Here is a 19005-nt window from a genome sequence, read left to right on the forward strand (position 1 = left end):
CCGTAGCCGATGTCCCACATGACGGGCGGGCTGTGGCCCGACTCACCCGCTACCGGTCGGCGGCGGACCAGCTCCCACCGGTCGGCGGCGGACACCCACCGGCGCTGTTTCAGCGGCGGGCCAGTGGGACGACCAGCACCGCCTCGGTGCCGCCGCCGTCGCGGTCGCGCAGCTCGATGGTGCCGCGCAGCTCGCCGGTGGCCAGGGCCCGGACGATCTGCAGCCCGAGCCGGCTGCCGGCGTCGGCGTCGAAGTCGGCCGGCAGGCCCCGACCGTTGTCGGCCACCGTCACGTGCAGCTGTTTGCGTTGCCGGTGCACCGCGACGACCACCTCGGCGACCGGCGGCGGCGCCGCCGGCACCGGGGCGTCGTCGTCCGGCTCGGGAAAGCCGTGCTCCACGGCGTTGAGCAGCAGCTCGTTGAGGACCATCACCAGCGACGTGGCGATCTCCGCCGGCAGCACCCCGAAGCTGCCGTCGCGGCGCATCGTCACTGGCACCGCGGTCGCCGCGACCTCGGTGGCCGCGCTGGCCACCCGGTCGACGATGCCGTCGAACTCGACCGCCTCGTCGCTGGACATGGCGAGGGTCTCGTGCACCAGCGCGATCGACGCGACCCGGCGTACCGATTCCTCCAGCGCCGCCCGGGCCGCCGGCTGCTCGACCCGGCGGGCCTGCAGCCGCAGCAGCGCCGCGACCGTCTGCAGGTTGTTCTTCACCCGGTGGTGGATCTCCCGGATGGTGGCGTCCTTGGTGATCAGCGCCCGGTCCCGGCGTCGGACCTCGGTGATGTCGCGGACCAGCACCAGGGCCCCGATCGGCACCCCGGCCGGCATCAGCGGCAACGCCCGGGTCAGCATGGTCGCGCCGCGCGCCTCGATCTCCTTGCGGGGCGGTGCCTCACCGCGCAGCGCCACCAGCATCCGGTTGGCCGCGTCGGTGCCCTCCAGCGGGTCGTCGGCGAGGCGGTGGGACAGCGCGGCGAGGTCCTCGCCGACGAGGTGGGCGGCGAAACCCATCCGGCGGAACGCCGACTGCGCGTTCGGGCTGGCATAGGTGACCTTGCCGCTGGCGTCCAGCCGGATCAGCCCGTCGCCGACCCGGGGCGCCGAGGTCGTCTCGCCGGGGTGGCGCACCGGCGGGAAGGTGCCGTCGGCCACCATCTGGGCCAGGTCGTCGGCGGTGGTCAGGTAGTTGAGTTCGAGCTGGCTGGGGGTGCGGGCGGTGGACAGGTTGGTGTCCCGGCCGATCACCGCGATGATCCGCCCGGACTCGCCGTCGGCCGCGCGCAGCCGCACCGGCATCGCCTCGTGCCTGGCCGGGGTGTTGCCGTACCAGACCGGGTCGCCCTCCCGCCAGATCCGACCCTGGCGGTACGCGATCGTCAGGTGGGCGACCTCCGGGCCGTCGACGGTCCGGCCGACCTGGTCGTCCTGGTACGCCGTCGGGGCGGTGGTGGGCCGCACCTGGGCCACGCACAGGAACGTCCCGTCGTCGTCGACCGGCACCCAGAGCAGCAGGTCGGCGAAGGACAGGTCGGACAACAGCTGCCACTCCCCGGCGAGCCGGTGCAGGTGGTCGATGTCGACCGGACGCAGGGTGGTGTGTTCCTCGACGAGATCACGCAGGGTCGACACGCTCGTAGCCTGCCATGCCCGGCCAGGGCACGGACACCCCTCACCGGGTGGCGGTGACCTTGGCCAGGCCACGCGGCGCGTCGGGGTCCTCGCCACGGGCGACCGCCAGGGCCAAGGCGAGCTGCTGCGCGGGCAGGATGTCCAGCAGTGGGGCGTACCGCTCGTCGACGTCGGGCAGCACGATCGCGGTGGCCGGGCCGCCGTCGCCGGCCGGGCCGCCGTCGCCGGCCGGGCCGGTTCGGCCGGTGTCGGCACCGGCACCGGCACCGGCACCGGCACCGATGGTGAGCACGTCGGCGCGTCGCTGGCGGAGCCGGTGCAGCACCTCCCGCATCGACTCGCCACCGGGACCGGAGCCGACCACCGCCAGCACCGGCACGTCGGGGTCGGTCATCGCCAGCGGGCCGTGCAGCAGGTCGGCGCCGGAGAAGGCGAGCGCCGGCAGGTAGCAGGTCTCCATCAGTTTCAGGGCGGCCTCCCGCGCGGTCGGGTAGGCGTACCCGCGCCCGGTGGTGACCAGCCGGGCCGCGAACCGGTAGCGGTGCGCCAGCTCGGTGGCGGTCGGATCGGCGAGGACCTGGGCGGCCAGCGCAGGCAGGGTGTCCAGCACGGCCCGTTCGGCCGCCGGCAGCGTCCCGTCGCCGGAGCGGACGCCCTCGACGAGCATCAGCAGCGCGAGCAGTTCGGCGGTGTACGTCTTGGTCGCGGCGACCGCACGCTCGTGGCCGGCGGCGATGTCGACGGTGAGTTCGGCGGCCGCCGCCAGGGGCGAGTCGGGCGCGTTGGTGACCGCGACGGTCGACGCGCCCTGCTCCCGGGCCACCCGCAGCACCTCGGCGAGGTCCGGTGAGCCACCACTCTGACTGACCCCGACGACCAGGGCGTCGCGCAGGTCGGGCCGGGCGCCGAACAGGGTCACCGTGCTGGGCGAGGCGAGCCCGGCGGGCAGGCCGAGGCGGATCTCGGTGAGGTACGCCGCGTACAGGGCGGCATGGTCGGAGGTCCCGCGGGCGGTGAAGACCACGTGCCGGGGCCGGCGGCGGACGATCGTCGCGGCGACGTCGGCGATCGCGGCGACGTGGTCGGGCTGCAGCAGCCGGGCGTAGCCGGCCGGTTGCTCGGCGATGTCGGCTGCCATGCCACGACCGGCCGGACCAGGCCCGCCACCGGCCGCCAGATTTCCGTTGGTCATCGCATGCCTCCCCAGTTCTGCGCGAATCAGCGTGAAGCGTGCTCATTCTTGCACGATTTGGGCGTCGAAGGCAACGAAACGATCAGCACCGCGCAGGGTACGCCGTTTGGTGCCGCGTGCCCTAGGCTCCCGGAGCCAAGGGGAGACGATCACGACACGAGGATCGGGAAAACGTGTCCGAGGGACTGCACGACCCACGGCTGGCGGCCGAGGGTGAGCTGGCACTGGCCCGGATGGCGCTCGACGAGGGTGACTACCGGCACGCCGCCGACCACGTCGCCGGCGCCATCACGCACGCGCCGACCATGCCGGAGGTGCACGAGATGCTCACCCGGCTGGCCGCCCGCACCGACGGCGCACTCGACCTGTTCCCCCTCGACGAACACGTCTTCATCGGCACCGTGGTCGCCCGGGCGCACCTGCTGGCCGCCGCCGGGCGGGCCGGCGAAGGGTTGGAGCTGCTGGCCGCCGCCACCGGGCACGCCCCCACGGTGAACTGGGCCGGGGTTCCCTGGGTCGGTGCCGCCGACCTGCCCGCCCGCCTGGACCCGGACCAGATCGCCATCGTGCTGATGCAGATCTGCGCCAGCGTGCCCGATCCGGTGCCCGACGTCGACCGCCCGCCGCTGCTGCCGTACCTGCGACTGGCCGAGCACGCCACCACCGCGCACGCCGACCACGGCCTGCTGCTCGGCGCCAGCTCGGCCCTTGCCCGTCGGCTCGGTGAGATCCCCACCGCACTCGACTGGGCCACGCAGGGGGTACGGGCCGAACCGTCCAAACTCGCCGAGGTGTGGCTCGGGTACGCCTACCGCAGCGCCGGGCGCACCGCCGAGGCGGTCGCCGCGCTCCGGCGGGCCAGCGCCCACGACCCGGACGACCTGTCCATCTACGCCGACATCGCCGGCACCCTGGCCGACTCCGGGCGCCTCGACGAGGCCATCGACTGGATCGAACAGGCACTCGCCCGCAACCCGACGTTCGACTGTGCCGTCCACACGGCACACCGGCTCCGCTACCGCCGCGACGGCGAACTACGCCACCTGGTCGCCCTCGCCGACTTCGTCCGGGACCACCCCGACGACTCACACGAACACCACGACCTGGCCGAGTGCTGCCACGACCGGCCCTGGCTGGCCCGGCTGCCCGCGGCTGGCGGCACCGTGGTCGCCACCATCGAACGGGCCCTCACCCGGGGCCTGGTGCCGACCCGGCTGTCCCTGCGCCAGCCCGAGCCCCCCAGCGCCATGCGGCTGCTCGGCACCGAACTACCCGGCCTGCCGGTCACCGTGCAACGCACCCCGAGCCCCGACCCCCGCCAGCCACGACGTGCCCCGGTCCGACAGCTGTGGCGCTACGCCGGCTGGCAGGCCGACCCGGTGCTGGACCGGCCGTCGACCAAGGCAAGCCAACGGATCCAGCAGCTCGCCCAGCCGGTCTGGCACCATCCGCCGGCGGCCTACGACAGCGCGGTGGTGCTCGCCACCCTCGACCTGGACGACCTGCTCGGGCTGCTGGTGCACCCGCCGTCGACGCCGGACGAGGTCGGAATCGACCCGGCCGGCTGGCTCCGCTGCGTACAGGTGTGGGCGTGCCTCGGCATCCTGCACCACCGTACCGACGAGGCATGGCCGGACTCGACCCGCCGCCGGGTGCTGGTCGACGTCGCCTGGGGGGTGGAGGACTGGTCCGCCGAGGCCGCGCTGTTCGCGCTGGTCACCGCCGCGTGGGTGGACCCGGCGGTACGCCCGGACGTGGCCCGGGTGGTGGCCGAACGGCTCGCTGACGCGGTCGACGTCGCCGGGCACCGGACCGTACCGATCCTGTGGTCCCTGGCACAGCTGGCACTGGCCACGCCGGACCTCGACGCCGCGACGACCGCCACGGCACGGCGGATCGCCGGCCGGTCGGCGCGGGTGCCCCGGCAACGCCGGCCGGGACTGATCCGCCGGCTACTGGGCCGGGACTGACCGGCGCGGCGCGCCTACTCGATGACCGCGATCAGGTCACCTTCCTGCACCACGTCGCCTTCGTTGACAGCCAGCCGTGCCACCACGCCGTCCGCCTCCGCGACCACCGGGATCTCCATCTTCATGGACTCCAGGATCACCAGGGTGTCACCGTCGGAGACGGTGTCGCCGGCGGCGGCCACCACCTTCCACACGTTCGCCACCATCTCGGCCCGGATCTCCTCGGCCATCTGCCGGCCCTCCTTCGTACGTGCCGAACGCGACATGCGGAAGGTATCCCACCACCTGCCCACCGCGCATGCCGGTGACCGGGCCGGCCTAGCATCAACAGGGTCAGCTCCCGAACTACGGGAGTCACCGTCCGACGGGAGGACACATGGCCAAGAAGGCTCGCAAGAAGAAGGCACGCAAGAAGAGCGCGGCCAACCACGGCAAGCGCCCCAACTCCTGATGCCGCCGGCCGCCGGTCGGGGCCGCCGTGGCCCTGACCGGCGACCGCAGTGCTGACCGCCAAGCTACCGGGTCTAATCCGGCAGGAACTCGCGGGTTTCGGCGTCGAAGACGAACTCACTGAGCTTGGCCCGCAGGCGGTCCCGCAGCTCGGCCGGTGCGGTCTCGTTGCCGCAGCAGCGGGCGACGAGCGCCTTGACCTCCTGCTCGACGCCGTACTCCCGCAGACACGGGGAGCATTCGTCGAGGTGGTGCCGGATCCGCTGCCGCCGCTCCTCGGCACACTCCAGGTCCAGGTAGAGGTAGACCTCGGCGAGCACCTGCCGGCAGTCCTGGTCGAACGAGTCACCGCCTTGCACGATCGTCACACCTCCTGGCCGGCTGCGGCAGGCTTCGTCGACCGGGCCCGGTGCAGGCCACGGTCGGTGGCGTAGCGCTCCAGCATGCCACGCAGGTTCCGCCGGCCCCGGTGCAACCGGGACATGACCGTCCCGATCGGAGTCCCCATGATGTCGGCGATCTCCTTGTAGGAGAAGCCTTCCACGTCGGCGAGGTAGACGGCGAGCCGGAACTCCTCCGGCAGTTGCTGCAGCGCGTTCTTGATGTCGCTGTCCGGCAGGCGCTCCAGGGCCTCGGTCTCGGCCGACTTCAACCCGCTGGACGTGTGCGACTCGGCAGCGGCGAGCTGCCAGTCGGTGATCTCCTCGGTCGGGGCCTGCACCGGCTGACGCTGCCGCCGACGGTAGGAGTTGATGTAGGTGTTCGTCAGGATGCGGTAGAGCCACGCCTTGAGGTTCGTGCCCTCCTCGAACTGGTGGAACGCGGAGAACGCCTTCAGGTAGGTCTCCTGCACCAGGTCCTCGGCGTCGGCCGGGTTGCGGGTCATCCGCAGGGCGGCCGCGTACAACTGGTCGACGAAGGGCAGCGCGTCACGCTCGAACCGCGCCCGCCGCTGCTCTGTCTGCTCTGATCGGGTCAACCGCTCGTCCCCCCTCGACTGTCCCGCCGAGGATACGCGCACCGACCGACCGGAAACCGTGGTTCGGTCAGGTGTGCCCGTGCTCACCAGTCGTGTGGCAGGCTGTCCGACCGCCCGTACGCCCGTCGCCCAGTGCTCCGGTGACCAGTCGGCGGACCCGGGCAGCCGACCACCGGCAACCCGTCCCGCCGCCGCCCGCGTCCCGCCCCGTATGTCGGTTCGCACCCGCTCCACCCTTCGTCGCCGCTACTTCCGAGGGATGTAACGCCAGGTGGGTGTCCGGGCATTCCGGCAGCGCGCCAGCGGCGGGTGTCGGGGACCGGTGCGGCGCCCGTCCCGGCTCCGGTGCCGATGATGGGCACCGGAGCCGAGAGGGGCCTGGGAGTTTCCCGCGGTGGTGTCGCCCCCGCGGCATCGCCGGACGCCGGCTCGGCGCTACGGACATCCGATGCAACGACGGCACGACGGGGCCGGACACGGTCGACGCGCCGACGCCACACCTCCGCCCCGGCCGGGCCGCTCGGGGCGGGCCGGAGCCGAGCTGGTCGGTCAGGGGCGGGCCCAGCCGTGCCCGGCGAGCCACCGGACGACGATCGTGGCCGTACCGGCGGGGTCGCCCTTCAGGTCGTGCCGCTGCCCCGGTCGGACCACCACGTCGCGGTCGGGGGCGGGCGCCGGCACGCCGAACGGGTCCCGGTCGCCGTTGACAACCAGGGTCGGCCGGCCGGTGTCCAGCTCGGCGAGGCGGGACCGCTCCGGCCGGCCGGGCGGGTGCAGCGGGAAAGCCAACGCGACGACGCCGGACGCGCCCAGCGCGGCCGCCGTCCGACAGGCGACCCGGGCACCGCTGGACCGGCCCCCGACGATCAGCGCCGGCGTGGTGTCGAAGCCGGCCAGCAGGTCGGCCACGACGGCGTGCCAGGCCTCGTCGAGGTGGCCGGCCGGGGCCGGGGCCCGCCGGCCGGCGACCCGGTAGGGCTGGGTGACGCGGGCCACCGCCACCGCTGCCGTGGTGGCGGCGGCGGTGAGCGCCGACAGATCGGGGGCGGTGACGTCGCCGCCGGCCCCGTGGCCGAGCACGAGCAGACTGGTCACGGCCGGATCCGGGACGACCAGGTCGACCCGGGCGGGCCCGCGCGGGGTCGACACGGTCCGTTGCTGGCCGGTCAGCTCCGGTACGGCGGCCGCCGGTGAGGTCTCGGTCACCGGCCCATTGTGCCGGTGACCCGCCTCAGCGCAGCGGCACCAGGCTGAGCAGCCGTTCGTGCACCGGCTCGACGTCGACCCCGGCATCGTCGGGATCAGCGCCGCCAGGCCCGGCGTGGTGGGGACCGGTGCCGTCGAGTCCGGTGCCGGCGAGTCCGGTGCCGTCGAGTCCGGTGCCCCCAGGGTCGGCGTCCCCGGGGCCGGCATCGTCCGGGTCGGCGGAGCCCTGCCAGGCCACCAGCATGGCCCGACGTTCCCGGGGAGTGGTCGCTCCCCACACCCCGTGGCTGTCGCCCGCGTCGAGCGCCCAGGCCAGACACGGCCCCTGCACCTGGCAGGTACGGCAGAGCGCCACCGCTGCGTCGGGCGGCTCGCTCGGCGCGGGGAAGAACGTCTCCGGGTCGACGCTCTGGCAGACACCGCGGGTCCGCCACGCCTCGTCCAGACGGCGTTCCGCCATCGCCCTGAGCAGCCTGGGGTCGCGGCGTGCCGCAGCGACCTCGTGCGGCCGGGGCATTCGCGCCCGTGTCATTTACCCACCTCCCCCGTGGGATCACAGACATTGATCAAAGTCGTTTGCTTGGAGTGAATCCAAATCCACTGTCGGCGCTGGTTTCTATCGCACTTCGCCACACACGTACAAGGGGCTGGATCGATTCTGGGGAAAATTCGATCCGGCGTTTCGGTCGCAACTCTGGCAAACCTCCACGTCAGTGGCCAGATGAACACCAGGAGTCACGACGGTTGATGCCGCACGCGGGTGGGAGCGGTACCATGGGGTGACAGTCAGAACAGGCTGGCCTGCCCGGGCCCGCCCACCTCGCCCTGCTCGCCGACCAGTGGGACCCGTCGGACCAGTTCAACCCCGTTGTTGCGCACGTTGCCGACCGCCGGGCCGACCGGACGGATCTCTATACCGCCGAGGTAATCGTCATCCGGTGGGGTCAGCAACGCGGTACCGTCCACCTCCGGGTCGAGCCATTCCGACCAGCGGTCCTCCGGCAGCAGCAGCGGCATCCGATCATGCACCTTGGCCAGCGGGCCCAGGGCGGCGGTGGTAATCACGCTACTGGTGATCATCGGCTCGGGCCGCGACCAGACCGACCAGATTCCGGCGAACGCCAACTGCCGGCCGTCGGCGGGCGTCATGAAGTACGCCTGCGCCGCACCGCGCCGTGCGCCGGGCGGGCGTACCCACTCGTACCAGCCGTCGGCCGGCACGAGGCACCGCCGGCGGGCGAACGACGGGGCGAACGCCCGGCTCGTCGCCACCGACTCCGCCCGCGCGTTGATCATCCGGGCCCCGATCCTCGGATCGGTGGCCCACGGCGGCACCAGCCCCCACCGGGCCAGGCCGAGCACCCGCCGCGCCGGCGGCTGCCCCGCGTCGGCCCCCTCCCCGGCCGGCGCGGCCGCCTCGGCGGCCCGGCGGGACAACCGCACGATCGGCACCGCGTCGGTCGGAGCGACGTTGTAGTCGGCCGCCAGCGGTTCCGCCGTGTCGTCCAGCGCCTCGAACAGCGCGCTGAGGTCCGCCGCGCTGCGTGTGGTCGCGTACCGCCCGCACATGGCGCCCAGGCTAGTCGGTCCGGCGGGCACCGGGTTGGCACACTGTAGGGGTGCCCGAACTGACCACGCCCCCACCGCCCCGGCCGTGGAGCGCGCCGACCGCCGCCGGCGGCGTCCGTACCGCCCTGCGGTTGCCCGGATCGAAGTCGATGACCGCCCGCGCCCTGGTGCTCGGCGCCGTCGCCGCCGGACCCGGCACCGTCACCCGGCCGCTGCGGGCCCGGGACACCACGCTGATGAGTGCCGCCCTCGGCGCGCTCGGCGTCGACCTGGACACCTCGTCGGCGCAGCGGTGGACCGTCCGACCCGGCCCGCTGCGCGGATCGACGCAGATCGACGTCGGTCTGGCCGGCACCATCATGCGCTTCCTGCCGGCCGTCGCCGCGCTCGCCGACGGCCCGGTCACCTTCGACGGCGACCCGCACGCCCGGACCCGGCCACTCGGTCCGCTGCTGGCCGGCCTTCGGGCACTCGGGGTCGACATCGACGCCGCCGACGGCGACCTGCTGCCGATCACCGTGCACGGCACCGGGCAGGTCCCCGGTGGTGCCGTGACGGTCGACGCCACCAGGTCCAGCCAGTTCGTCTCCGGCCTGCTGCTGGCCGCGCCCCGGTTCACCGACGGCGTGACCGTCCGACACGTCGGTGCCGCGCTGCCGTCCACCCCGCACGTGCGGATGACCGTCGAGATGCTGCGCGCCGCCGGCGCCGTCGTCGACGACTCGGTGGCCGACACCTGGCGGGTCGAGCCGGGCGAGCTGGCCGGCCGCGACTGCGTGGTCGAACCGGACCTGTCCGGGGCGATGCCGTTCTTCGCCGCCGCGCTGGTCACCGGCGGTACGGTCACCCTGGTCGGCTGGCCGACACACAGCGTGCAGCCGATCCGGCAGCTGACCGACCTCGTCGAGCAGCTCGGTGGCACCGTGACCGTCGGCCCGGCCGGACTCACCGTGACCGGCACCGGCACCATCCACGGCCTCACCGCCGACCTGCGGGAGGTCGGCGAACTCACCCCGGTGCTCGCGGCGCTCGCCGCGCTGGCCGATTCGCCGTCGCGACTGACCGGTGTCGCGCACATCCGGGGGCACGAGACCGACCGGCTGGCCGCCCTCGCCGCCGAACTGACCGGCCTCGGCGCCCAGGTCACCGAGCTGCCCGACGGGCTGGAGATCGACCCGAAACCGTTGCGCGGCGGCACCTGGCGCACCTACGACGACCACCGGATGGCGCACGCGGCGGCCGTTCTCGGGCTGGTCGTGCCCGACGTCGAGCTGACCGACGTCGGCTGCACCTCCAAGACGCTGCCCGAATTCCCGACCCTGTGGTCGGCCGTGGCCGCCGGCGACCCGGGCGAACTGGCAGACTCGTGACCAGCCGGTGGCGCGGACACCGGCATCCGTAGAGGGGAGCACCGTCCTGGCCGGTCGGCGCAGGGAGTACGACGAGGACGACGTACGGGTCCGCCCGCGCCGGTCCTCCCGCCCGCGTACCCGGACCCGGCCGGCGCACTCCGACGCGGTCGACGGGTTCGTGGTCACCGTCGACCGGGGCCGGTACGGCTGTGTGCTCGCCGACGCCGCCCCGGACTCCCCCGACGGGCCGCCACCGGTGGTGACCGCGATGCGGGCCCGGGAGCTCGGCCGCCGGGCGGTGGTGGTGGGTGACCGGGTCGGCCTGGTCGGCGACGTCTCGGGCGACACCGGCAGTCTCGCCCGGATCGTGCGCATCGACGAGCGGGTGTCGGTGCTGCGGCGTACCGCCGACGACGACGATTCCACCCCGGAGGGGCGACTGGAGCGGGTGGTGGTCGCCAACGCCGACCAGTTGGTGATCGTGAGCGCGCTGGCGGATCCGCCACCCCGGACCGGGTTCATCGACCGGTGCCTGGTCGCCGCGTACGACGCCGGGATCGCGCCGCTGCTGTGCCTGACCAAGGCCGACCTGGCCGGCCCGGAACAGGTCGTCGACTACTACCGCGATCTCGACCTGGCGTACGTGCTGTGCCGGCCGGGCAGCGACCTGACCGAGCTGCGCGAGCGGCTCGCCGGCCGGTTGTCGGTGCTCGTCGGGCATTCCGGGGTCGGCAAGAGCACCCTGGTCAACCGGTTGGTCCCGGAGGCGTTGCGGGCCGTCGGCACGGTCAGCGCGATCGGCCGGGGCCGGCACACGTCGTCCAGCGCCGTCGCGCTGCGGCTGCCCCGGCGGCCGGCGGCCAGCTCCGGCGACGGACCAGGCGCGGCCAGCCGTGCCAGGGCGGGTGCCGACCGCGACGCCGATCCGGGGTGGATCGTCGACACGCCCGGGGTGCGCAGCTTCGGGCTGGCCCACGTGTCGGCCGACAGCCTGCTGCACGGATTCCCCGACCTGGTCGAGGGCAGTCTCGACTGCCCGCCGAACTGCGAGCACACCGGCGGGGCCGAGCAGTGCCGGCTGGCGGCCTGGGTGGCGGCCGGCAACGCCGACGCGCGACGGCTCGCGTCGTACCGCCGGTTGCTGGACTCGCGCGCCGGAGAGGCCGACCAGGGGACCTCCGACCATCGCGTGCGGTAATCCGATACCTTTCCCGCCATGGCCCGGTACGCCGACGATCTCTCCCTCGCCCACCTGCTCGCGGACACCGCAGACTCGATATCGATGGCCCGGTTCCGGGCACTCGACCTGAGTGTCGAAGCCAAACCGGACCTCACCCCGGTCTCCGATGCGGACACCGCCGTGGAGAAGGCGTTGCGGGCCACCCTCGCCCGGACCCGCCCCCGGGACGGGGTGCTCGGCGAGGAGTTCGGTGCCTCGGTCGCGGCGGCCGGTCCGGGCAACCGCCAGTGGGTGATCGACCCGATCGACGGCACCAAGAACTTCATCCGCGGGGTGCCGATCTGGGCCACCCTGATCTGCCTGATGGAACGCGACCAGCCGGTGGTCGGCCTGGTCTCCGCGCCGGCGCTGGGGCGCCGCTGGTGGGCGGCGGTCGGACACGGCGCGTACGCCGGACGGCACACCGCGGCCGCGACCCCGATCCGGGTCTCCGGGGTCCGCCGCCTCGCCGACGCCAGCTTCTGCTACTCGTCGCTGACCAGCTGGGAGGAGTCGGGACGGCTGGACGCGATGCTCGACATCATGCGCTCGGTGTGGCGCAGCCGCGCGTACGGCGACTTCTACGGCTACATGCTGCTCGCCGAGGGGGCCGTCGACGCGATGGTGGAGCCGGAGCTGTCGCTGTGGGACCTGGCCGCGCTGATCCCGATCGTCACCGAGGCCGGTGGCACCTTCACCGACCTGACCGGTAAGCCGGGGCCGGCCGGCGGCAGCGCCGTCGCCAGCAACGGGAAGCTGCATTCGGACCTGCTGCACCGGCTCAGCTGACGGTCGGTCGTCCGGTTCGTCGCCGACCGTGTCGACGACTGCCAGATCGCCGGGATCACGCCGGCCTGCACGGATGTGAGCGAAGCCACCGTCTATCCTCGCCGGGTGACGTCGACCGGCTGGTGTTTCCTCGCGGCGATGGTCGCCACGTACGGCGTCGCACATCTGTTCCAGGCCGTCGCCGCAGCCCGTACGACTGTCCGGCACTGCTTCGACCCGGGCCTGCTGCTGCGCCTGGCCCGCCAGCGGGTCTATCTGGTCGGGGTCGGTTGCCAGATCCTCGCCTTCGTGTTCGCCTTCTTCGCCCGCCGGGACCTGCCGCTGTTCCTGGTGCAGGCGAGTGTCGCCGCCGCGCTCGGGGTGACCGCGCTGCTCGGGGTGCTGACCCTGGGGTGGCGGCTGCCGGCGGCCGAGGTGGCGCTGCTGGTGCTGCTGCTGATCGGGGTGACCGCGCTGGTGGTCTCCGCCCGTCCGGCACCGGCGCATCAGCTCGGCCCCCGCGCGGTGGCGGTGATCGCGCTGTCCACCGTGGTGATCGCCGCGTTGGGGGCGCTCGCCGCCCGGTTCACCGGGCCGTCGGCCTCGGTCGGGCTCGGCCTGCTCGCCGGGTTCGCGTTCTCGGCGGCCGCGGTCGCGTCCCGGCCGCTCGCCAGCGCCGACAACTACCAGGACCTGCTCACCGAGCCGCTGCTCTACCTGCTGATCGCGCACTCCGCGATCGGCCAGTGGCTGATCGGGCTGGCGATGCAGCGCGGCTCCGTCACTGCCGCGATCGCCGCGATGGACGCCGCCGGGGCGGTGCCGGCGGCCATCGTCGGTCTGCTGCTGCTCAACGACAAGATCTGGCCGGGCCGGGAGTGGCTGGCGGCGGTCGGTTTCCTGATCACGCTCGCCTCGGTGGTGGGTCTGACCCGGTACTCGGCGGCGCAGCACAGCGGTGCCGTACCGGCGGTCGCCGCGCCCCGACCGGCGGTCGCCGGACCGGCCGCCCACCCCGGGGGCGTTCCGGCCGCCCACCCCGGGGGCGTTCCCACGGCCCGTGGCGAGGTCGGGCCGACCCGCGTCGGCGGGGGTCAGGCGGCCCGGACGGCAGCGGCGGTCGGGGCCGGCTCGATCGCGTCGGCGTCGATCGCCGTCAGGTCCAGTTCCACCTCGACCGGTGCGACCGACTCGCCGTCGGGCGGCACCACGGCGACCGTCGACGCCGCCTCCGGCGTACCCCGCAATCCGAGCACCCGCTGATACAGCCGTTCGACGGCGGCTGCGGTCCGTTCCCAGCTGTAGCGGCACCGGACCCGGTCGATCCCGGCATGGCCGAAGGCGAACCGCTCGGCCTCGTCGGCGAGCAGCCGCCGTACGGTGACGCCGAGGGCCCGGACGTCGCCCACCGGCACCAACCGCCCGGTCACCGAGTCCACCACGCAATCGGCGACGCCGCCGTGGGCGTACCCGACCACCGGGATGCCGCAGGCCATCGCCTCCAGCGCCACGGTGCCGACCGGGGCGTACCGGGCGGCGCAGACGACCACGTCGACCGAACGGTACAGCTGCGGCATCTCCTCGGCCGGCACCGCGCCGGCGAGTTCGACCCGGTCGGCGACCCCGTACCGGTGGGCCACCTCGAGCAGCCGGCGGGCACCGGGGTCGTCGGCCAGTTCGGCCCGGGACGGCCCGCCGACGATGATCAGATCGGCGTCGCCGACCAGCCGCAACGCGCCGAGCAGCGCGTCGTGGCCGGAACCGGGGACGAGGTCGCCGACGGCGAGCAGCCGTCGACGCCGCCGCCGGGGCGGGTCGGGATCCGGGGTGAACCGGGCGGTGTCCACGCCGGGCGGGATCAGCACCACCGACGCCCGGTCCCGACCCAGCCGGGCGAGTTCGTCGACCTCCTCGGTGCACTGTGCGACCGCCGCGTCGACGACCCGGCCCAGCGCCCGCTCCAACGCGATCCGGACCTGCGGGCCCCGGTACCCGCTGCCGAGCATGCGCTGCTGATGACTGCCGATGCTGTGGAAGGTCTGCACCAGCGGGATCCGGCCGTCGGCCACCGCGCTGGCGGCGGCGAGCCCGCCGGGCCAGAAGTGTCCGTGCACCACGTCCGGCGTCCACTGGCCGGAACCCCACTGGCCGGCCAGCATCCGCCCGAACTCCGGCAGGTACGCCAGCAGGTCCGCGGTGGGCAGCCGGGTCGGTGGCCCGACCGGGATCCGTACCAGTTGGTAGCCGTCGCGTTCGACGGTGTGCGGCTCGTCGGGGTCGGTCCACCGCTGGTGTACGCGTACCTCGTGACCGAGGGCCGCCAGCTCGCGGGCGAGCCGGGCGATGTGCGCGGCGGTGCCGGTCAGCGGCTGACCGGCCGGGTTCACGTCGGCGGGGCACCGGGCGGGGTCCCGGTCCGGGCCGGCACGGCGCAGCGACGCTCCACCGTGTGCGGACACCAGAGCGACCCGCATCGTCACCTCCGTGGGTTCGTCACCGTTGGTAGTGGTTCTTTCTAACCTCTGCCGTACGGCCGAACACCCGGTTCCGGGCAGCACCACCCTGGGGTGAGGCCGGGATGAGGTGCGACAACGCACACCGGCGGTATGACCGGAGCAAACCGGGGTACCAGTACGTATGGCAGCGACCAGGACGCGGAGCAGCCGCATCCGCCCACCGGGTACGTCACCGCGCCGCGACGCCGCCGGACCGTCCGGTGACGTACCGTCCCGGCGGCGCACCGCCGTGGATCGGCCCGACGAAACGCCGCGTACCGCCGCCGTGCGACTGTCGTCACAGCCGATCGTCCGGCTGGTCGGCGAGCTGACCACCGACACCGTGGGGCAACTACGTGACGCGCTGCTCGACTGCCTGGCCGACCGGGCCGCCCCGCTCGGGGTCGACGTCTCCGGGCTGCACGTCGCCGAACCGACGGCGCTGCTGCGCCTCGCCGACGTCCCGCAGACGGTCGCCGACTGGCCCGCCGGCGGCCTGGTCTGCACCGCCCCGCCACCGGGGGCCGGGTCGCTGTGGGCGGCCGCCGGGTTCTCCGTACTGCCGGATCGTCAGCTGGCGTGCGCCCTGCTGGCCGGGGCGCCGGCGGCCCGCGCGCTCGGCGTCGAGCTCGAACCGGTCGCGGGCGCGGCGCGCTCCGCGCGGGCGTTGCTGACCCGCGCCTGCCGACAGTGGGACGTCCCGCAGCTGATCGATCCGGCCGCCCTCGCGTTGACCGAGCTGGTCAACAACGTCGTGGTGCACGCCGGTACGGCGATGTCGGTGCGGATCGGCTACCGCGACGGCTGTCTGCGGCTGTCGGTCCGGGACGGCTCCCCCGGCGCACCGCGACCCGGTTCGCCGGTGTCGCCGACCGCACTCGGTGGGCGGGGGATGTGGCTGGTCGAATCGGTGGCCCGCCGGTGGGGCTGCACCGCACTCGCCGACGGAAAACTGGTCTGGGCCGTGCTCGACCCGGCGGACCGTTCGTGGGAAGGAGCCTGAGGTGGGACGTGTGGTTTCCGGTCCGGCGCGATGGGCGTTGCTGGTGGGTGGCGCGGCGGTGGGGTACCTGATCGGTCGACGGGCCGCCGGTGCCGGGCGCGAGCGCCGTCGCGGCCCGGCGACCGGCCGGGCGGCCCCGGCACCCGGTACGGTCACCGCCCCGGCGTCCGGTTCGGTCGCTCCGGTCCGCCCGGCTGTCGCGCCCGCCGGGCAGCGGCCCGGCGCCGACCTCGGCTACCGCCCGGGCCGCCCGGCCGACGAGGACTTTGCGGCGGACGTGGTCAGCGGCGCGTCGGCGACGACGGCCTCGCATCCGTACGAGGTCCGACCGGGCCGCACCACGGCGAGCCCGGTGGCTCCCGTCGGTGACCCGGTGGTGCCGACCGGCAGCGACGGCGACGGTGGTCCGCCGCCGCTGCGCCGCCGCCCGGACCGGTCCAGCCAGTCCGGGTACGGCGAGTCCGGGTACGGCGAGTCCCGGTAGGGCGAGTCCGCACCCGGTGTGTGACCCGCACACCGACGGGTATTGGGACGGCATGCGTGAAGACGACTTCCCCCGGCCGGTTTCCGACACGGAGTCCGAAGGGATCCCCGAGATCGCCGACGACGACTCGACCGCGTACGACGACGTGGCCAGCGGCCGGGAGGCCGACGGCCCGGACCCGGCGAGCATCCCGGGCGACGTGCCGGTGGCGGTGGACCACTTCGGCAACACCGCGCAGGAGCAGCGCGACGGCGAGTCGTTGGACTACAAGATCGCCCGGGAGTCGTTGCCGGAGCCGGTGACCGATCCGCTCGCCGGTCCGGTCGACCGGGCGCTCGGTGACGAGGCCGACAGCGAGCAGGCCCGTACCCAGGCGCAGCGCGACGCCGATGTGCTCGACCCCGGTCCCTACTCGGATCCCGACTCGCCGGTGTCGGTGTACGACCACGGCCGGCTCGGCGGTGCGGCCGGGGACGGCCTGGTGGGTCGACTGGTCGCCGGCGACGAAGGTGCGCCCACCGACGACGAACCGGACTCGGTGGCGACGGATGCCGGCGCGGCCGGCGGCGGAGCCAGCGCCGAGGAGCTGGCCATCCACGAGACCGAACCACCGGCGGACCGGCCGATCGCCACCTGACCGGAGTGCCGGCCTGTGCTGACCGTCGCCGCCCGCAGGCCGGCTGACCGTCGCCGCCCCGCAGGCCGGCTACTCGTCCAGGCCGCGTTCGATCGCGTACCGGGTGAGTTCCACCCGGTTGTGCAGTTGCAGCTTGCCGAGGGTGTTCTGCACGTGGTTCTGCACCGTCCGGTGGGACAGTCCCAGTCGGGCGGCGATCTGCTTGTACGACAGCCCCTTGGCGACCAGCCGCAGCACCTCGGTCTCCCGGTCGGTCAGCCGTGGTTCGTCGCCGCCGGGTTCCGGGGTGGCGGCCAGCCGGCGGTACTCGCCGAGGACCAGACCGGCCAGCCCCGGGGTGAACACGGCATCACCGGCGGCGGTCCGCGCCACCGCGTCGAGGAACTCCGCCGGGCTGGCGGATTTCACCAGGTAGCCGGTGGCGCCGGCCTTGACCGCGTCCAGCACCGACTGCTGCTCGCCGCTGGCGGAGAGCATCAGCACCCGGACGCCGGGTCGCGCGGCGTGCAGGCCCCGGATCACCTCGACCCCGGAGACGTCGGGCAGCTGCAGGTCCAGCACGACCACCTGGGGTCGGGCAGCCGCGCAGATCCGTACCGCCTGCCGGCCCTCCCCGGTGGTGGCGACCACGTCGTAACCGGCTTCGGCAAGGTCGCGGGCGACGCCTTCACGCCACATCGGATGGTCGTCGACCACCATCACCCGGACCTGTGCCGTCGCCTGCTCCTGCTCGTCGGCTGTCATTCGCCGCGCTCCTGTCCCACCACCGTCAGCCGGGCACCGGGGCCGGCACCCGCAGTTCGATCTCCGTGCCCTCGTCGGGCGCGGAGTGGATCCGTACCGTGCCGCCCACCTCGACGATCCGCCCCCGGATCGACTGGCTCACCCCGAGGCGGCCCTGCGCGGCGGCCTCGGCGAGCCGGCCGGGGGCGATGCCACAGCCGTCGTCCCGGACCGACACGGTAACGGCATCGGGCTCGGCCTCGATGAGCACCCAGGCGCGGGCGTCGGGTCCGCCGTGGCGCAGCGCGTTGTCCAGGGCCGCGCCGACCGCGGCGGCGACCTCGGCGGCGAGGTGTCCGGGGAGCAGCACCGGTTCGGCCGGGGCGGCTACCGAGACCCGGGGGGCGGCGTACCCGGCGACCATGGTCCGCAGGTCGGTCGCGGCACCGGACGGTGCGGCGGCGTCCGCCGCTGGTGCCCCCGCTGGTGCCGTCGGCGGTGCCGTCGGCGGTGCCGTCGGCCGGCTGGTGACCAGGGCCCGCAGCGCCGACTCCTGCTCCCCCGCCAGCCGGGCCAGCTCGCCGGCTTCGCCGTCGAGATGCGCGCCGCGCCGGGCGACCATCGCGAGCACCTGCAGCACCGAGTCGTGGATGTCGCGGGCCAGCCGTTCCCGTTCCCGGGTCGCGGCCGCCAGTTCCCGCGTCGCGGCCTCCAGCTCGACCGCCCGCCGCAGCCGCTGCTCGGCAGTGGCGATCAGCCGGGCGACGTGCCCGACCGCGATGCCGGCCAACAGCATCAGCACCCCGGGCGTCACGGACGACTCGTTGAGCCGGTCCCGTACCGCCAGGTCGGTGGCGGCCAGGACCACGGCGGCGGCGACCCCGAGCCGGCGGCCACCGGTGACCGCCCAGGCCAGCACCGGGCCGGCCAGCCAGGCGACGGCGATGGTAGGCACCCCGTCGGCGAGCGCCGGCCGGCCGATCAGCCACGGGCTGACCAGCAGGGTGGCCAGCGCGACGGCCAGGTCGGTGGCGAGCAGCGGCCAGCGACGCAGCTGACGCCGGGGGTACGCCCAGGTCGCGGTGATCGTCCAGACGATCATCCCGAGCAGTACGGGTGCCGCGAGGAACGGGTGCGCGTAGTCCGCCGCGTTGCGGGCGTAGAGCACCAGCACGTAGCCGAGGGCGGCGAACCGGAAGACCGCGATCGCCCGCCACAGTGGCACGCTCAGGGTTCCGGTGGGGGCAGGGCTGTGACGCACGTGACGACGATGGCACACCTGACCGGGCCGGGGCGGTGTGGGCGGACACGCCGGGTGCGAG

At 74.2% G+C, this 19005-nt stretch carries 17 protein-coding genes and 3 pseudogenes; 9 read left to right on the forward strand and 11 right to left on the reverse strand.

What is annotated here, in order from left to right; all coding sequences use genetic code 11:
• Window positions 1-109 precede the first annotated feature (109 nt).
• The gene (locus ACN28F_RS09035) at window positions 110-1636 is read right to left on the reverse strand and encodes a histidine kinase N-terminal domain-containing protein (RefSeq protein ID WP_421357455.1); all 1527 of its coding nucleotides are present in this window, start codon (window positions 1634-1636) and stop codon (window positions 110-112) included.
• 40 nt (window positions 1637-1676) lie between these two features.
• Window positions 1677-2774, reverse strand: coding sequence for an SIS domain-containing protein (locus tag ACN28F_RS09040; protein ID WP_421361325.1), 1098 nt, complete (start codon window positions 2772-2774; stop codon window positions 1677-1679).
• Between the two features lie 287 nt (window positions 2775-3061).
• Here ACN28F_RS09040 and ACN28F_RS09045 point away from each other — a divergent pair, with 287 nt between their 5' ends.
• Window positions 3062-4798, forward strand: a complete 1737-nt coding sequence (locus tag ACN28F_RS09045) for a tetratricopeptide repeat protein (RefSeq protein WP_289211090.1) — start codon at window positions 3062-3064, stop codon at window positions 4796-4798.
• 14 nt (window positions 4799-4812) lie between these two features.
• Here ACN28F_RS09045 and ACN28F_RS09050 read toward each other — a convergent pair whose 3' ends face one another.
• A complete protein-coding gene (locus tag ACN28F_RS09050) occupies window positions 4813-5028 on the reverse strand; it encodes a biotin/lipoyl-binding carrier protein (protein ID WP_282225795.1) in 216 nt (71 codons plus the stop codon).
• A gap of 146 nt (window positions 5029-5174) precedes the next feature.
• Here ACN28F_RS09050 and ACN28F_RS09055 point away from each other — a divergent pair, with 146 nt between their 5' ends.
• Complete coding sequence (locus ACN28F_RS09055; protein WP_370461611.1) at window positions 5175-5249, forward strand: 50S ribosomal protein bL37; 75 nt, start codon at window positions 5175-5177, stop codon at window positions 5247-5249.
• 73 nt (window positions 5250-5322) lie between these two features.
• Here ACN28F_RS09055 and rsrA read toward each other — a convergent pair whose 3' ends face one another.
• The 5 genes and pseudogenes from rsrA to ACN28F_RS09080 form a co-directional block, all read right to left on the reverse strand.
• Window positions 5323-5607 (reverse strand): mycothiol system anti-sigma-R factor, encoded by a 285-nt coding sequence (rsrA, locus tag ACN28F_RS09060; RefSeq protein WP_421361328.1) that lies wholly within the window; start codon window positions 5605-5607, stop codon window positions 5323-5325.
• Between the two features lie 5 nt (window positions 5608-5612).
• A pseudogene (locus tag ACN28F_RS09065) lies at window positions 5613-6278 on the reverse strand (sigma-70 family RNA polymerase sigma factor); the annotation flags it as partial.
• A 498-nt stretch (window positions 6279-6776) separates the two neighbouring features.
• Complete coding sequence (locus ACN28F_RS09070; protein ID WP_289207587.1) at window positions 6777-7433, reverse strand: alpha/beta family hydrolase; 657 nt, start codon at window positions 7431-7433, stop codon at window positions 6777-6779.
• 181 nt (window positions 7434-7614) lie between these two features.
• Window positions 7615-7965, reverse strand: a pseudogene (locus tag ACN28F_RS09075) (WhiB family transcriptional regulator); the annotation flags it as partial.
• A gap of 254 nt (window positions 7966-8219) precedes the next feature.
• Window positions 8220-9002, reverse strand: coding sequence for an SOS response-associated peptidase (locus ACN28F_RS09080; RefSeq protein WP_421357456.1), 783 nt, complete (start codon window positions 9000-9002; stop codon window positions 8220-8222).
• Window positions 9003-9052: 50 nt separating this feature from the next.
• Between ACN28F_RS09080 and aroA the strand changes: the two genes are divergently transcribed.
• From aroA to ACN28F_RS09100, 4 genes and pseudogenes are all read left to right on the forward strand, one after another.
• Entirely contained in the window at window positions 9053-10372 is a 1320-nt protein-coding gene (aroA, locus tag ACN28F_RS09085; RefSeq protein ID WP_289207589.1) for a 3-phosphoshikimate 1-carboxyvinyltransferase, read from the forward strand.
• A 7-nt stretch (window positions 10373-10379) separates the two neighbouring features.
• Entirely contained in the window at window positions 10380-11552 is a 1173-nt protein-coding gene (gene rsgA / locus ACN28F_RS09090; RefSeq protein WP_421357457.1) for a ribosome small subunit-dependent GTPase A, read from the forward strand.
• An 18-nt stretch (window positions 11553-11570) separates the two neighbouring features.
• On the forward strand, window positions 11571-12362 hold the full coding sequence (hisN, locus tag ACN28F_RS09095) for a histidinol-phosphatase (RefSeq protein ID WP_289207591.1): 792 nt from the start codon (window positions 11571-11573) through the stop codon (window positions 12360-12362).
• Between the two features lie 138 nt (window positions 12363-12500).
• A pseudogene (locus ACN28F_RS09100) lies at window positions 12501-13329 on the forward strand (hypothetical protein); the annotation flags it as partial.
• A 106-nt stretch (window positions 13330-13435) separates the two neighbouring features.
• Here ACN28F_RS09100 and ACN28F_RS09105 read toward each other — a convergent pair.
• Window positions 13436-14815, reverse strand: a complete 1380-nt coding sequence (locus ACN28F_RS09105) for a glycosyltransferase (RefSeq protein ID WP_289207592.1) — start codon at window positions 14813-14815, stop codon at window positions 13436-13438.
• A 163-nt stretch (window positions 14816-14978) separates the two neighbouring features.
• On the opposite strand from ACN28F_RS09105, the gene ACN28F_RS09110 reads away from it, so the two are divergent.
• Genes ACN28F_RS09110 through ACN28F_RS09120 form a run of 3 tightly spaced genes read left to right on the forward strand, consistent with a single transcriptional unit; the run spans window position 14979 to window position 16960 of the window.
• Window positions 14979-15839: an ATP-binding protein gene (locus ACN28F_RS09110; RefSeq protein ID WP_289207593.1), complete on the forward strand. Its 861-nt coding sequence runs from the start codon at window positions 14979-14981 to the stop codon at window positions 15837-15839.
• A 1-nt stretch (window position 15840) separates the two neighbouring features.
• Entirely contained in the window at window positions 15841-16323 is a 483-nt protein-coding gene (locus tag ACN28F_RS09115) for a hypothetical protein (RefSeq protein WP_421357458.1), read from the forward strand.
• 52 nt (window positions 16324-16375) lie between these two features.
• Entirely contained in the window at window positions 16376-16960 is a 585-nt protein-coding gene (locus ACN28F_RS09120) for a DUF5709 domain-containing protein (RefSeq protein ID WP_289207595.1), read from the forward strand.
• Window positions 16961-17029: 69 nt separating this feature from the next.
• On the opposite strand, the gene ACN28F_RS09125 is transcribed toward ACN28F_RS09120, so the two are convergent.
• Window positions 17030-17704 (reverse strand): response regulator, encoded by a 675-nt coding sequence (locus ACN28F_RS09125; protein WP_421357459.1) that lies wholly within the window; start codon window positions 17702-17704, stop codon window positions 17030-17032.
• Window positions 17705-17729: 25 nt separating this feature from the next.
• Window positions 17730-18944, reverse strand: a complete 1215-nt coding sequence (gene macS / locus ACN28F_RS09130; RefSeq protein WP_421357460.1) for a MacS family sensor histidine kinase — start codon at window positions 18942-18944, stop codon at window positions 17730-17732.
• Window positions 18945-19005: the final 61 nt, after the last annotated feature.

Source organism: Solwaraspora sp. WMMA2101, from assembly GCF_049179175.1.
GTDB lineage: Bacteria > Actinomycetota > Actinomycetes > Mycobacteriales > Micromonosporaceae > Micromonospora_E.